This is a genomic window from Actinomycetospora termitidis, assembly GCF_030286555.1.
Lineage (GTDB): Bacteria > Actinomycetota > Actinomycetes > Mycobacteriales > Pseudonocardiaceae > Actinomycetospora > Actinomycetospora termitidis.
The window spans coordinates 1-12,423 of sequence record NZ_JASVWF010000008.1 but is presented as its reverse complement, the minus strand read 5'-3'; the positions used below and the strand labels follow the sequence as shown (position 1 = coordinate 12,423).

General features: G+C 68.3%; 17 protein-coding genes. 10 read left to right on the top strand and 7 right to left on the bottom strand.

Annotation, left to right across the window (positions count from 1 at the left end; translation table 11 throughout):
- Nucleotides 1-152: 152 nt before the first annotated feature.
- The 7 genes from QRT03_RS26930 (at nucleotide 153) to QRT03_RS26900 (ending at nucleotide 5,833) form a co-directional block, all read left to right on the top strand.
- On the top strand, nucleotides 153-1,292 hold the full coding sequence (locus QRT03_RS26930) for a glutathione-independent formaldehyde dehydrogenase (RefSeq protein ID WP_286056234.1): 1,140 nt from the start codon (nucleotides 153-155) through the stop codon (nucleotides 1,290-1,292).
- Between the two features lie 58 nt (nucleotides 1,293-1,350).
- A complete protein-coding gene (locus QRT03_RS26925; protein WP_286056534.1) occupies nucleotides 1,351-2,136 on the top strand; it encodes a SigB/SigF/SigG family RNA polymerase sigma factor in 786 nt (261 codons plus the stop codon).
- 93 nt (nucleotides 2,137-2,229) lie between these two features.
- Nucleotides 2,230-2,640, top strand: a complete 411-nt coding sequence (locus QRT03_RS26920; RefSeq protein WP_286056233.1) for an ester cyclase — start codon at nucleotides 2,230-2,232, stop codon at nucleotides 2,638-2,640.
- Nucleotides 2,641-2,650: 10 nt separating this feature from the next.
- Entirely contained in the window at nucleotides 2,651-3,085 is a 435-nt protein-coding gene (locus QRT03_RS26915) for a PPOX class F420-dependent oxidoreductase (RefSeq protein ID WP_286056232.1), read from the top strand.
- A gap of 45 nt (nucleotides 3,086-3,130) precedes the next feature.
- Nucleotides 3,131-4,429: a sulfite oxidase gene (locus QRT03_RS26910; RefSeq protein ID WP_425604910.1), complete on the top strand. Its 1,299-nt coding sequence runs from the start codon at nucleotides 3,131-3,133 to the stop codon at nucleotides 4,427-4,429.
- Nucleotides 4,426-4,734: a hypothetical protein gene (locus QRT03_RS26905; protein ID WP_286056231.1), complete on the top strand. Its 309-nt coding sequence runs from the start codon at nucleotides 4,426-4,428 to the stop codon at nucleotides 4,732-4,734. Before QRT03_RS26910 ends, QRT03_RS26905 begins: the two co-directional genes overlap by 4 nt.
- Nucleotides 4,735-5,134: 400 nt before the next feature.
- Nucleotides 5,135-5,833, top strand: coding sequence for a restriction endonuclease (locus QRT03_RS26900; RefSeq protein WP_286056230.1), 699 nt, complete (start codon nucleotides 5,135-5,137; stop codon nucleotides 5,831-5,833).
- 533 nt (nucleotides 5,834-6,366) lie between these two features.
- Here the strand turns inward: QRT03_RS26900 and QRT03_RS26895 are convergent.
- The 4 genes from QRT03_RS26895 to QRT03_RS26880 all read right to left on the bottom strand — a co-directional run bounded on the left by QRT03_RS26895 (nucleotide 6,367) and on the right by QRT03_RS26880 (nucleotide 9,515).
- On the bottom strand, nucleotides 6,367-6,996 hold the full coding sequence (locus tag QRT03_RS26895) for a hypothetical protein (protein WP_286056229.1): 630 nt from the start codon (nucleotides 6,994-6,996) through the stop codon (nucleotides 6,367-6,369).
- Nucleotides 6,997-7,034: 38 nt separating this feature from the next.
- On the bottom strand, nucleotides 7,035-7,568 hold the full coding sequence (locus QRT03_RS26890; protein ID WP_286056228.1) for a class F sortase: 534 nt from the start codon (nucleotides 7,566-7,568) through the stop codon (nucleotides 7,035-7,037).
- A 20-nt stretch (nucleotides 7,569-7,588) separates the two neighbouring features.
- A complete protein-coding gene (locus QRT03_RS26885) occupies nucleotides 7,589-8,500 on the bottom strand; it encodes an excalibur calcium-binding domain-containing protein (protein ID WP_286056227.1) in 912 nt (303 codons plus the stop codon).
- Between the two features lie 130 nt (nucleotides 8,501-8,630).
- On the bottom strand, nucleotides 8,631-9,515 hold the full coding sequence (locus tag QRT03_RS26880; RefSeq protein WP_286056226.1) for a hypothetical protein: 885 nt from the start codon (nucleotides 9,513-9,515) through the stop codon (nucleotides 8,631-8,633).
- Between the two features lie 277 nt (nucleotides 9,516-9,792).
- Between QRT03_RS26880 and QRT03_RS26875 the strand changes: the two genes are divergently transcribed.
- The 3 genes from QRT03_RS26875 (at nucleotide 9,793) to QRT03_RS32260 (ending at nucleotide 11,181) form a co-directional block, all read left to right on the top strand.
- Nucleotides 9,793-10,053 (top strand): hypothetical protein, encoded by a 261-nt coding sequence (locus tag QRT03_RS26875; protein WP_286056225.1) that lies wholly within the window; start codon nucleotides 9,793-9,795, stop codon nucleotides 10,051-10,053.
- A gap of 42 nt (nucleotides 10,054-10,095) precedes the next feature.
- The gene (locus tag QRT03_RS26870) at nucleotides 10,096-10,824 is read left to right on the top strand and encodes a hypothetical protein (RefSeq protein ID WP_286056224.1); all 729 of its coding nucleotides are present in this window, start codon (nucleotides 10,096-10,098) and stop codon (nucleotides 10,822-10,824) included.
- 258 nt (nucleotides 10,825-11,082) lie between these two features.
- The gene (locus QRT03_RS32260; protein WP_425604924.1) at nucleotides 11,083-11,181 is read left to right on the top strand and encodes a VOC family protein; all 99 of its coding nucleotides are present in this window, start codon (nucleotides 11,083-11,085) and stop codon (nucleotides 11,179-11,181) included.
- Nucleotides 11,182-11,341: 160 nt separating this feature from the next.
- Here QRT03_RS32260 and QRT03_RS26865 read toward each other — a convergent pair whose 3' ends face one another.
- The 3 genes from QRT03_RS26865 to QRT03_RS26855 form a co-directional block, all read right to left on the bottom strand.
- Nucleotides 11,342-11,557, bottom strand: coding sequence for a hypothetical protein (locus QRT03_RS26865; RefSeq protein WP_286056223.1), 216 nt, complete (start codon nucleotides 11,555-11,557; stop codon nucleotides 11,342-11,344).
- Nucleotides 11,558-11,567: 10 nt separating this feature from the next.
- Nucleotides 11,568-12,002 (bottom strand): NAD(P)-binding domain-containing protein, encoded by a 435-nt coding sequence (locus tag QRT03_RS26860; protein ID WP_286056222.1) that lies wholly within the window; start codon nucleotides 12,000-12,002, stop codon nucleotides 11,568-11,570.
- 88 nt (nucleotides 12,003-12,090) lie between these two features.
- Nucleotides 12,091-12,423, bottom strand: a 333-nt coding sequence (locus QRT03_RS26855; protein ID WP_286056221.1) for a CoA-transferase, incomplete at its 5' end; no start/stop codon positions are given.

Below are 12,423 nucleotides of genomic sequence, written 5' to 3'. Positions count from 1 at the left end.
GGGACGTGCCGATTCCGGCTCCCGGCGGAGCCGAGAACGGCTCGGTGGACGCCGGGACGCCTCCTACCGTCGGGAGGGTTCTGCGCTGCCCCTCCGCCGTCGCACCGGGGTGTGGGCGGGCGTATCGACTCTCGAGGTGTGGAGGACCTGCTGTGAAGGCGCTGGTTTACGAGGGCCCGAAGTCGGTGTCGGTGAAGAACGTGCCGGACGCGATGGTTGAGAAGCCGACCGATGTCCTGGTGCGCATCACGACCACGAACATCTGCGGGTCGGACCTGCACATGTACGAGGGCCGCACCGGGCTCGAGGCCGGGAAGATCCTCGGTCACGAGAACATGGGCGAGGTCGTCGAGGTCGGCTCCGGCGTCGACCGCGTCAAGGTCGGCGACCAGGTCAGCCTGCCGTTCAACATCGGCTGCGGGTTCTGCGAGAACTGCGAGCGCGGCAACACCGGCTTCTGCCTCACGGTCAACCCCGGCACCGCCGGCGGCGCCTACGGCTTCTACGGCATGGGCCCCTACGCAGGTGGCCAGGCCGAACTGCTGCGCGTGCCCTACGCCGACTTCAACTGCCTCGTCCTGCCCGAAGACGCCCGGGACAAGCAGAACGACTACACGATGCTCTCGGACATCTTCCCGACCGGCTGGCACGCCACCGAGCTCGCCGGAATGCGCCCGGGCGAGTCCGTCGTGGTCTACGGCGGCGGCCCGGTCGGGATCATGGCCGCCTACTCCGCGGTGATCCGCGGCGCGAGCCAGGTGTTCGTCGTCGACCGCCACCCCGACCGGCTCACGCTCGCCGAGCGGGCCGGAGCGACGCCGATCGACGACTCGGCCGATGACCCCGCCCAGCAGGTCCTCGACCAGACCGACGGCAGAGGCGCCGACCGCGGCTGCGAGTGCGTCGGCTACCAGGCCCACGACGCCCAGGGCAACGAGGACCCGTCGATGACGCTGAACTCGCTGTTCCAGGCCGTGCGGCCCACCGGCAAGATCGGCGTGGTCGGGCTGTTCCTGCCCGGCGACCCGGGCGGGAAGGATTCCGACGCCCAGTCCGGGCGCTACCCGATCAACTACGGCACCACGTGGTTCAAGGGTCAGGGCATCGGCAACGGGCAGGCCAACGTCAAGAACTACAACCGTCAGCTCGCCCAGCTGATCCACCGGGGCAAGGCCGCGCCGTCGTTCATCGTCAGCCACGAGCTGTCGCTGGCCGAGGCGCCCGAGGCGTACCGCAACTTCGACGACCGCCTCGAGGGATGGACCAAGGTCCTGCTCAAGCCCGCCGCCTGACCTCCGCACGGAGACCGAAACATCGAGAGGACCAACAGTGCGGGCCGAGAACGACACGATGTACGCGCGCTACGCGCCGCTGCTCGTGGACTACGCCCGGATGGACACGGACGATCCCGGCCGCACAAGGCTGCGCGAGCGCCTAGTGGTGGGGTACCTGCCGGTGGCCCGGAACATCGCCCGCCGGTTCTGGGGTCGGGGTGAGCCGGTGGACGACCTCGAGCAGGTCGCCGCCATCGGGCTCCTCGCCGCTCTCGAGCGGTTCGACCCCCACCGCGGCCGGGACTTCCTGTCCTTCGCCGTCCCCACGATCATGGGCGAGGTCCGGCGACACTTTCGCGACCGGACCTGGTCGGTGCGCACGCCCCGTGGTGTGAAGGACGACTACCTCGCGGTCGGCAAGGGCGTCACGATCCTGTCCCAGGACCTGGGTCGGGCCCCGACCATGGTGGAGCTGGCCGAGCACCTCGGTCTCCCCCGGGACCGGGTGAGCGAGGCGCTCACCGCGGGTGGCGCCCTGCGACCCTCGTCCCTGGACGCGGTCCCGGACGTCGGCGACGCCCTCACCGATGTCCTCGGGTCCGAGGACGCCGACATGGGGCGGGTCGAGATCGGCGCGCTGACCCGGGACCTGGTCCGGGCCCTACCCGAGCGCGAACGCACGATCCTCGCGCTGCGCTTCGTCCACGAGAAGACCCAGGCCGAGATCGGCCCGGCCCTCTGCATCTCCCAGATGCACGTCTCGCGCCTCCTGAGCCGGACCCTCATGCAGTTGCAGGAGGAGGCGAGACGCCAGGTCGCGGCCGACCCCGAGCACAGCCTGATGGACCTCGTCGCCAGCTGACGCCACGCGCCCCCGGCTCTCCGAGGAGCGCGAGCCGGCTGTCGAAGGCGGCACCGCCGCCAGCCCGATCCACCCAGACCTCAGGAGCAGCCCGTGAGCAGCCGCGACGACAACATCGCCACGCAGGAAAAGGCCGCTGAGCGCCTCAACGCCGGGGACGTCGACGCCGGGGTGGACATCATGTTCGCCCCGGATGCCGTCGACCACGATCCGGCCCCGATCCAGGAGCAGGGTCGCGAGGGGTACCGCCGGTTCTTCCACTACCTGGTTTCCGCATTCCCCGACTTCACGATCACCCCGGAGCGGATGGTGGCCGACGACGACTCGGTCGCGTTCGCCTACACCCTCACCGGGACCCATCAGGGAGAGTTCGAGGGCGTCGCCGCGACCGGTCGACGTATCGAGGTCCGCGGTCTGCAGCTCGGCCGTTTCGAGAACGGTCAGATCGTCGAGCGGTGGGGAGCCACCGACATGGCGACCCTCCTGTCCCAGATCCAGGCGTGAGGCGGTAGCCATGGCGGACACGAAGAACGGCCCCGAGCTGCACCCGGTCACCGAGGAACTCGCCAGCGGCAAGAACTTCGCCGCGGTCACGACGGTGCTGCCGAGCGGCAGGCTGCAGACCCAGATGCTGTGGGTGGCGTTGAAGGACGGGCAGCTGGTGATCAACACCGAGACCCACCGCAAGCGCTACCGCAACCTGCAGTCCGATCCCCGGATCACCGTGCTGATCCGCGACGAGTCCGACCCCTACCGCTACGCCGAGATCCGCGGGCGGGTCGAGCGGACCACCACCGGCGACGAGGCCCGCACCCACATCGACGAGGTCGCCCACCAGTACCTGGGCACCGACTACCCACCCGAGGGCATCAAGTCCGAGCGCGTGATCCTCTGGGTCACCCCCGAACGCCAGACGATCATCGACCAGAACAAGGACACCAGCGACTGAGCACGTCCGAAGACGATCGATGAGGCACGACGAAGGGAGACGTCGGTGGCGAGTGCGCCGACCAAACGCGCAAACATGATCGTGCACGAGCAGGAGCCCTACAACGCGGAGCCACCCCGCGCCGCTCTCGCCGAGCACCTGATCACCCCGGTGGACGTGTTCTACGGCCGCAACCACGGCACCATGCCCGAGATCGACCCGCAGGCATGGCGACTGCGTGTCGGCGGGCTGGTCGAGCACGCTCTGGAGTTCTCGTTGCCCGAGCTCCAGCAACGGTTCACCCCCGTGGAAGTGACCGCCACCCTGCAGTGCGCCGGCAACCGTCGCGCCGGGCTGATGGCCTACCGCGACATCCCCGGGCAGCACCCCTGGGGAGCGGGGGCGACCTCGACGGCGCGCTGGCGTGGTGCTCGCCTGTCCGACGTCCTGGCCGCCTGTGGTCTCGGAGGGCAGGTCACGGACGTCGCGTTCGACGCTCCCGACGTCGCCCCGGAGGCCGACCCGCCTCAGCCCTTCGGGGGATCGATCTCCGTGGACAAGGCCACCGCCCCGGAGGTCCTGCTCGCCTGGGAGATGAACGGCGAGCCGCTTCCCACCGCACACGGTGGGCCCGTCCGCGTCGTCGTTCCCGGATACATCGGCGCCCGCAGCGTCAAGTGGGTCCAGCGGATCACTGCCCAGGACCACCCGTCGGAGAACTTCTTCCAGCAGGGCGCCTACCGGGTACTGCCCGCCGACACCGACACCGCACGCACGCGCCCTGGCGACGGAGTCGCTCTGGGCCCGGTCGCGCTCAACTCCGAGATACTCACCCCTGACGACGGCGACGAGCTGACCGCCGGGGCGACCCACGTGGCCGGGTACGCCTTCGCCGGTGACGACCGCACCGTGGTTCGCGTCGACGTCACCGCGAACGGTGGAGCCACGTGGGTCCAGGCCGATCTCGACGCTCAACCCACGCACTGGACTGGCGCTTCTGGCGCGCCCGTTTCGACGTCCCGCCAGGACGGGTCGAGATCACGGCGCGTGCCTGGGACAGCACCGCGGCCGTGCAGCCCGAACACCCCGCCACCGTCTGGAACCCCAAGGGCTACATCAACAACTCCTGGCCCTCCGTCACCGTCACCGCCACGCCGACCGCCGCCGGAGCTCACGGCCCATAGCCGTCATGAGACCGACCGACGGCGGCCCGCCCGACGACCCGCGACGACCTCCGCCGATCCCAGGGCCCGAGCCGAACCCGCCGACTCCGGCCCGAGGTCCTTCTCGAACCCCGCCGAACGCCCGTCGCCGGACGCGAGGAGCTGCCTCGTGACACCTATCGGCGCTTCGGCCAAGCCATGATCGCAGCCGAGAGAGCCCGCCTGCCCTCCCTGCGCGGCACGGGGCTGGATTCGCTGGCCGTCGAGCGTCAGCATCAGGGTCTCGTTGACCTCGTCACCCGTGCGGCGGCGGCGCCGCTGTCCGCCGACGGCGAGCAGGAGGCGCCGTTCTCATCGAGCCCGCAGCCGCCCGGCTCCACGCTGGGTCGACCGAAGCTGAAAGAAGACCTGCCTGCGAGCGAAACCCTGTTAGGAGTCAGCCACCCAGCCGACGGTGATCTTCGACCGCCAGTCTCACGAGGAGTTTCCGGCCGTTCGAGCGACTAGCGACCACGTCGCCAACCGTGACGTAAACCGCTGACCTGCAACGAAGGGTGCGCCGTCAGGGACTCGAACCCCGAACCCAGTGAACAGGATTCACGTCGGCTGTGATGGCCCACCATGTTCGTCTGTGCTGCTCAGCGACATGATCGAGCAAGAGCGATCTTGTCCTGTGCAGACCTGTCGGCCGCCGTGGTGTGACGTAAGCGGTACCCAATGTGGTCCGTTGCCGACGGGCTAGGCGGGCTCCGGGTTCGCGGGTAGCGGGCTTGGTCGAGAAGGGAGGAGGGGCGCCCGAAGCGGTCCTTAGACTTCGATGACTCGGCCCCGCGATGGCGGAGCGTCGTTCGCTCGTGTCCCGGGGTCCGTACCGTCAGTTACCTGTGCGACAGAGAAGGGACTGTGTGTGTCGACGTCCGATTGGAAGACCTGTCAAGAAGAAGCCGCGCAGGTTCTTCGATCCGCCGGCATGGTCGCCACCACGGACACGAAAGTTCATGGTGCGCGGGCTGCTCACGATGTCGATGTGGTTGGAGTCGGCGAATTCGCGGGCGTTAAGGTCGAATGGCTGATTGAGTGCAAGCGCCTCAAGCGCCCGGCAACAAAGGCGCACGTCTTGACATTCCAACAAGTTGTGGCGGACGTTGGAGCGGACCGCGGCCTTCTGCTGAGTGAGAGTGGTTTTCAAGCAGGAGCCATAGCCGCGGCCAGACGTACGAATCTGCGCCTCACTTCCTTAGAAGAGCTCGCGGACGAGTTAAGCGATGCAATAGGGAGCTCGGAGCTGAAGACGCTGTGGTGGCGAATCCGCGCGTGTCAGGAGCGCTATTGGGAGTTCGATAAGCCGACTCGCATTGAGCACGGTCTGCGGCCGGACGTTGGACAGGTTGTCGGCTACCGATCCCTTTCTGTTATTCGTATCGTTGAGGAGGGCGTGGTGCAGGCGCTTACTAGCTCCTTCCCGATCGACTGGTCGAACTCAATTGACGCACGAATGTTTCCAGAGGTGGCTTTGGCCGCCACCAATGTGATGGAACTGAGTCGACATTTCGAGCCTCATGTCGCAGACCTTGAACGCCGTCTCGATGAGCTGCACTCCATGTAAGGGGCAGCGGGCATAGCCTTCGGCGTAACACGCAAGCCTCGGCCCGCGAGCACCTCGACGCACCTGCGGACGTCTTTGTCGTCGAACACGTCGAGCCGAGAATCGATCGCGCCTGCCGGGGTCGAAAGCCCCGATGCCTGGGGACGTCGTCGGCGCTAGGGCGCAGCGCGACCCCCGCTGGTCGGCAGTCTTCCGATCTGACGCGGGAGACCGTGGCGTCGGCCTGCAACAGCCGGGCCACGATCGCCCACCCCCTTTGACGTCGGACGCGCTGATCGTGTCCCTTGTCTTGCGCAATTCGTGACCGCTTCTCAGGTCGGCGAGCGTCGCGTCCATCCGTGCAGGCTGTGGTAGCCGACGGTCCTGGTCGTCACGTCCGATGCGTGAGATTCGGTCGCAGCTTGAGGGTCCAATTCAAGGGTGAGCCTGCGTCATACTGCTGCATCCGCTCCCACGATGACCACGCGAACTCGAGTGTGGTCTGAATTAGTCGCGACCTGCATGCCCTGGTGCGGCTTGGCTAGAAACATCGCCTATGAGGCTTCAGCCTTTCTGCTGAGTCTGACGATGAGCACCGATACGGTAGTTGGGATGGCAACGGTAAGCGCGATAGCTCCGATGGAGAGCCAGTTGACCCAGGTGTTGGGGCCCCAGGCCATGGAGAGGGCGACGATGGCAGCGCCGACCAGGAGGAGATAAAAGCTCGAGTTGAGGACGACCGCGACGGCTAGCTCACGCGGGTTGACGCGAGCTTCGCTGATGAACGTCTCCCATGCGGGCAGTTTCGGGTCAAGTTCCCGCTGAAGGTATGGCCACAGCTCTCTCCTGATGTAGGTGCCCATCTTCGTTACCTTGTAGCCTTCGTTGCTGTACAACGAACTCAGAATGAGACTCAAGGCAGGGATGGCGTAGCCTATTCGGCGGTCCGGGTCGTCGCCTAGAAGGAAGCCGTATATGACTCCGATCGCGGTCAGGCCGACGCCAACCAGAGTTGCTTGAGCGGTGGAGATGCTGACCATCTCGGCGCGTAGTGCGTTGAACTCGGCGATCGCGACGTCAAATCTCTTATCGCTTGCAGGTAGCTGGGCGCGCGGCCCTCGATTGCCGCCCATCGACTCTGCCTGCCCGGCTGGCAGGCTATCCGAGGTGCTGTTCTGGCTCACTTGGAACTGCCCGAGCCGTCCCAGTGCTGATGGCCCGGTCATGCGGCGCGTACGCTGGATAGGTCTGCGTAGACGATGACGTTGTCGAGGTAGGACCGGGCGGTCCGGTCCAGGACTCCGCCGCAGGTGATCAGACGTAGCTGAGGGTTGGTGGTGTCCGAGTAGACCTTGGCGGTGGGGAAGGCGTCTTTCGGGGCCCGAGTCACTTCGCGGACGGTGAAGGTGGCTACCGACCCGTCGACGCGGTACACGTCGACTTCCTCGCCCGGCTTGAGCTGGGCGAGACGCGCAAACACCCCGGGCTGCCCACCGCCGTTGATGTGTCCCAGGATGACGGCGGGGCCGGGATCGCCGGGTGCGGGACCGTTGATATAGAGGCCGGCTTGCATCGGCGTGCTGACAGGCGGGGTGGCGACGGTGCGGTCGGGGTTGAGCCCCAGGGGTACGAGTGAGGACTGCACGCCAATCGCCGGGATGCTCACCGAGAGTCCCTGGTCGACCGCGGCGGCCGCGGTACCCGGCGCATCGGCTTGGCTGCACCCGGCGCTCAAGGCGAGGAGGAGGACTCCCACGAGCAGCAGAAGCCGGCCTCTCACAGCGCCGAGCCGGTGTCGGCTGAGCCTTCGGGCACGACGGTGACCTGGTTGCCGGAGGTGTCAGCCTCGCTGCCGTCGTCCTCGGTGTGGTTCACGGTCTTGTCCTGCGAGACCTGCGGGTCCTTAGAGGGGTCGCCGAAGTAGTCCTCGCACGCGTAGCCGTCGTGGTCGGCGTCGAGGTGGTGAGGGTCTGACTGGTCCGTGTCGAGCACGGCCTGCGCGGCGGGTCGGGACACGAAGTCGCGGCAGTTGAGGTCGGGTCCAGGGGCACCGGGCTTCGTCGGCCCGCCGCCACCGCCGGTTTGGCTACCTCCACCGGTCTGGCCACCATCAGCCTGGTCGTTGCCCGGCTTCTTCGGCGGCGTCGTGGTGGTGGTGGTGGTGGTCGTCTTCTTGGTGCAGGTCAGGCCGGCCTTCGCTGCGGCATCGAGGGCCTGTGCCAGGTTCATCGCGGCGCCCTTGCGGGTCGAGTCCGCGGCCGCCTCGGCGGTCATCGCCTTGTTGTGGGCGGCGCGCGCCGCGGCCAGCGCAGTCTGCAGAGCGGTGTCGTTCGGCGCCGCGTTCGCTGCTGCCTCCGCCTCTGTCACGGCCGAGGACGCGTTCGTCAGCTTCGTCTTCGCGTCGGCGTAGGCGTCGTCCGCGGTCTTCTTCGCCTTCTCCGCGGTTGCCACGGCCTGGCACTTGGGGTCACTGCTGTCCTGCGCCGAAGCGACGCCGCCACCGACCAGGAGCCCACCCACCACGACCAGCGCGCAGAAGAAAGCCGCTACACGTTCACGAACCACTGCCAACAAGAGATCCCCCAGGTCACGTTGATCACGTGCCCAGACCTCGACGGCAGCGTCCTTATCGTTACACGCCGCACACCTTCTCGTGACCGCGTGCGCTGGGCTGCGCCGCTCGTCCACGTCCAACCCCGTGGCGAGGGCCCGCCGGCTATTGAGTTGCCGCGGGTGGCGAGAGAAGCGGTGGTCGGCAGGCGCGCCTGACGTTCTGAGTCGCGAGGGAACGTGCAAGCGTGGTGGCTTGCTGCTGCCTTTAATCGCCGTGAGTCGGATTCTTGAGGTTGCCGGGGACGACGGCCTTCTTCGGGTCGGGGTTTCCGTTGTCGTCCAGGACGTCGGTGTCTGGGCTGCAGTAGCCGTCGAGGTTGTGCTCGTAGGGTCCGCAGCCGTCGCCGTAGCGGCCGGTGGGCCCGTTTCCGTAGGGGAAGGTGGCGGTGTTCTGCGTGCTGGAGGAGGCCCGCGAGGCACTCGTCGTCGACTTCGCCGGCGTGGTCGGCGAGGCCGTCCAGGGGCCGCTGATGCTGCTCAGGCCGGTTCCGAGGGAGCCGTCGGCCTGCTGGAACTCGAGGACGTACCCGCCGGTGCGGTAGCGGTAGGAGTTCCCGCGGTGGGTGGGGCGCGTTTGCAGGGCGTCGATGAGCTGGTTGCGGGTGGAGGCGTTGGTGAGGTGCGGGAAGCTGGTCAGGCCGTCGTCGGACCCGGCAGCGGCCTCCGAACGCTTCAGCGCCTCGATGTCATTGTTCTCGATGGCGGTGTAGACGATGCGGACCTGCGCAGCGACCTCGGCGTCGACTGCACGCCCGGCGATGTCGAGAAGTTGCGGACCGGCGGTGGTGGCGTTGGGCATTGTGGTGGTGGGGATGGGGAGTACGACCGGTGTTGCTGCGGCTGCCACCAGTGCGGGTGTCGCGTCGTGGTGGCCCAGGGCGTATGCGCCGGCGCCGGTCCCCACGAGGAGCCCCATCGCGAGCACGCCCGCGGCGAACCAGCGCGAAGTAGCCGGTCGCGATGCTTGGGGCTGCTCAGGTCGGTGAGGTCGCACCAGGAGCGGGATCGGCTCGGTGGCGGCGTCCTGGCTCCAACGCGTCGGCGCCGCCTGGTGGTGGGCGTGGCGTGGAGCGGTGATCGTGCTGGTCATGGCGTTCCCCCGAAGCGCGGCAGTGACGGCGGGAAGTTCGCCGGACTGCAGCGGTGCGTTAGCGCCCGGGGCAGTTGGGAGTCCGAGCTTCACTCGGACGAGCGACAACAGGTCGCGTGGGCTCCTTCGAGCCGGACCCTCTCTGTGCGTCCGGGGGCCGATACGGACCGGCTCTGTCGCGCAGGGCATAGCACGTCTGGCCGGATCGCGTTCCGGTGACGACGAGGTCGCGGTCGGCGACTCCTGGGCGACAGCAGCTTTCGGGGGACGGAGTTCGATGAGCAGCGACTACGGGTACGGCCATGGACCGGCCGACGATGCGCCCACCCTCAAGCTGGCGGCGCAGGACGGGAAGCAGCCGCTGGCGAAGCGGATCAAGAGCGGACTGCCCGCGCTCGCCTTCGTGGGGAGCGGCGCAATTGAGCCCCCGCCTGGACAGCAGGACTGCGGCGCGGCAGCTCGTCGCGGTCTCGTGGGCGCTCGGTGCTTGTCCCGGCACGGCATGAAGTCGGGCAGTCAGATGGGTAACGGACACTGATCTCGTCGCGACCACTCGACAGGGATCTACCTGGGGGAACTCATGACCGCGACACTCGACCCGGCCGACGACACCGCACCGGACTCCGACGAGCACGATCCGCCGGTCCCTGGCGTCTCGCCGCTGCGCTACGTACTGCTCATCGGCCTCGCCGTGTTCGTCCTACTCGCTGCACTCGCTGGAGTCGTTCTCGTCGTCCTCAACGATCCGCCTCCTAGCCCCGTCTCGATCGTCGAAGTCGCTCCGCCCTCAACTGGTTCCGGCGCCACCGCTACCCCGGAGGAGCGGTTCCTCGCGGCATGGCATGCAGCTGCTCCCGGTGTCGCCGCACGCCGCAGCGACGACTACTGGTCCCGCCTCGGTGTCGCCACCTGCAACATGATCGGGCGGCCGTTCATCAACGAGGAGATGGTGGTCCGCGTGCTCGGGTCGAGCCCGCAGGTCATGTCCTTCGACGAGGGCCGCACCTTCCTCGACGTCTCGCACGCCGAGCTGTGCGCGCAGAACGAGTACGGGCCGCAGCTGCAGTCGCCGACAGTCCGGCCGGTACCGCCGATCACGCTGCCCGACTTCGGCTCCAGCTCGTCGCGGTCAGGTGGCGGTTCGTCGTCGATTCCGACGGTGCGGGTGTCGCCGCCCTCTGTGGGCCGCGCGCCGACCATCCCGGGAGCCGGCTCCGGCGGCGGCTCGTCGGGCAGCGGTGGTTCCTCGAGCCGTCCCGACGTCCAGCCCTTCCCCGGGAACCCGTTGCAGCCCCAGCCCGTCGGCTGAGCTGCGCCCTCATGGCCGGGCAGGCCGAGCACCTCGTTGGAGCCGCTGCACGGCCGTGCTGTGCGCCCGGAGCTTGATCGCCCCGGTCTCCCGGTCAAGGGCGCCTAACGGCGTCGCTGCGCGACCAGCAGAGCTGACCCGTGGACCGCCGAGCCTCGCCGGGGCATCGATGGCCTACGGCTGCGGGGGGCCACGCGCACGCCCCACCGTCCTGCCGCACTATCGCGTTGAGGACGCCATCCGCTGACATAGCGGGCGATCGCGCTGGGCGTTACCAAGCAGCGCGCGCAGACCGCTCCAGACCGATTGCGCGGCGTGCGCGATCCCGCCGGCCATCCGTTCTGCCTCCGCACATGACGACTACTGCCTCTCGGCTGCGATCCGTCCGTACGTCGAGAGGCGGGCGCGATCAGCGAGGCGCGGAGCGATTCGCCCGCGACGGCTTCCCCGAAGGCATCTACCCCGCTGAGGGAGCGGAGCTTCCGCTGAGGATCAGCCCCCTCGGGCCAGACGATCTTCACGCCGGCGTGCACCTTGTAGCGGCGGTTGATCGCGATGAGGTTCGCCGTGAGGCACTCGACCTGGTAGGCGTTGCGCAGTCGGCCCGCGAAACCCCGCGCACGCCGGGGATCGCGTTGGCGAGCGCGCGCACCACGTCGGTGGCCTCGCGGTCGTCGCCCAGCACGAGGACGTCGCAATCGACCTCGGCCTGGTCGAGGTCGGAGAGCAGCACCGCGGAGACGTTATGGAACGCGGCCGTCACCCGGGTCTCGGGGAGCAACTGCTCGGCCTGCTGGGCGGCGCTGCCCTCCTCGACCGGGAGCGGGTACGGGCCGATTCTTGTCGAACCCGAGCGGGTTGACGCAGTCGATGAAGATCTTGCCGCGAAGCGGCTCGACGAGCCCCGTCAGGGTGTCCGCGTGCGACTCCCACGGCACCGCGGCGAGGACCACGTCGGCCTGCGCGGCGCACGTGGCGTTGTCCGCTCCGGTGATGTTCTCGGTGCCGGTGAGCTGGCAGTGCTCGGCCGCCGAGGCCTCCGCGCGCTCGGCGGCGCGCGATCCGATGATCAGGCGGATCCCGGCCTTCGCCCACCGCAGCGCGAGGCCCTTGCCCTGCGCACCGGTGCCGCCGAGGACCCCGACGGTAAGGGTGGTCGGGTCGATGGCTTCGGTCAACAAAGACTCCTTCTCGATTCCGTGGCTACGACTTCCGGACTCGCGGACGGTCTCTTCGGCCGGGAGCTCGATAGACAGCCTGCAAAGGTCAGCCCAGGGCGCTGGTCAGTTCGGCCCCGGTCTTCTCGCGGACCTCGTCCTCGGTGACGCCGTCGGCGAGCTCGCGCAGGACGAGCCCGGCCTCGGTGACGTCGAGGACGGCGATGTCGGTGATGATCCGCTGCACGACGCCCTGGCCGGTCAGCGGCAGGTCGCACTTCTCGACGACCTTGTGCGAGCCGTCCTTGGCGACGTGCTCCATGAGCACGATGACGGTCTTGGCGCCGTGCACGAGGTCCATCGCCCCGCCCATGCCCTTGACCATCTTGCCGGGGATCATCCAGTTGGCGATGTCGCCGGTCTGGGAGACCTGCATCGCGCC

Bases quoted from the DNA above. Each gene is read 5' to 3' on its own strand.
- QRT03_RS26915 (WP_286056232.1), top strand. From the start codon at position 2,651: ATGGCGGACACGAAGAACGGCCCCGAGCTGCACCCGGTCACCGAGGAA.
- QRT03_RS26875 (WP_286056225.1), top strand. From the start codon at position 9,793: ATGAGCAGCGACTACGGGTACGGCCATGGACCGGCCGACGATGCGCCC.
- QRT03_RS26905 (WP_286056231.1), top strand. From the start codon at position 4,426: ATGATCGCAGCCGAGAGAGCCCGCCTGCCCTCCCTGCGCGGCACGGGG.
- QRT03_RS26925 (WP_286056534.1), top strand. From the start codon at position 1,351: ATGTACGCGCGCTACGCGCCGCTGCTCGTGGACTACGCCCGGATGGAC.
- QRT03_RS26870 (WP_286056224.1), top strand. From the start codon at position 10,096: ATGACCGCGACACTCGACCCGGCCGACGACACCGCACCGGACTCCGAC.
- QRT03_RS26880 (WP_286056226.1), bottom strand. From the start codon at position 9,515: ATGACCAGCACGATCACCGCTCCACGCCACGCCCACCACCAGGCGGCG.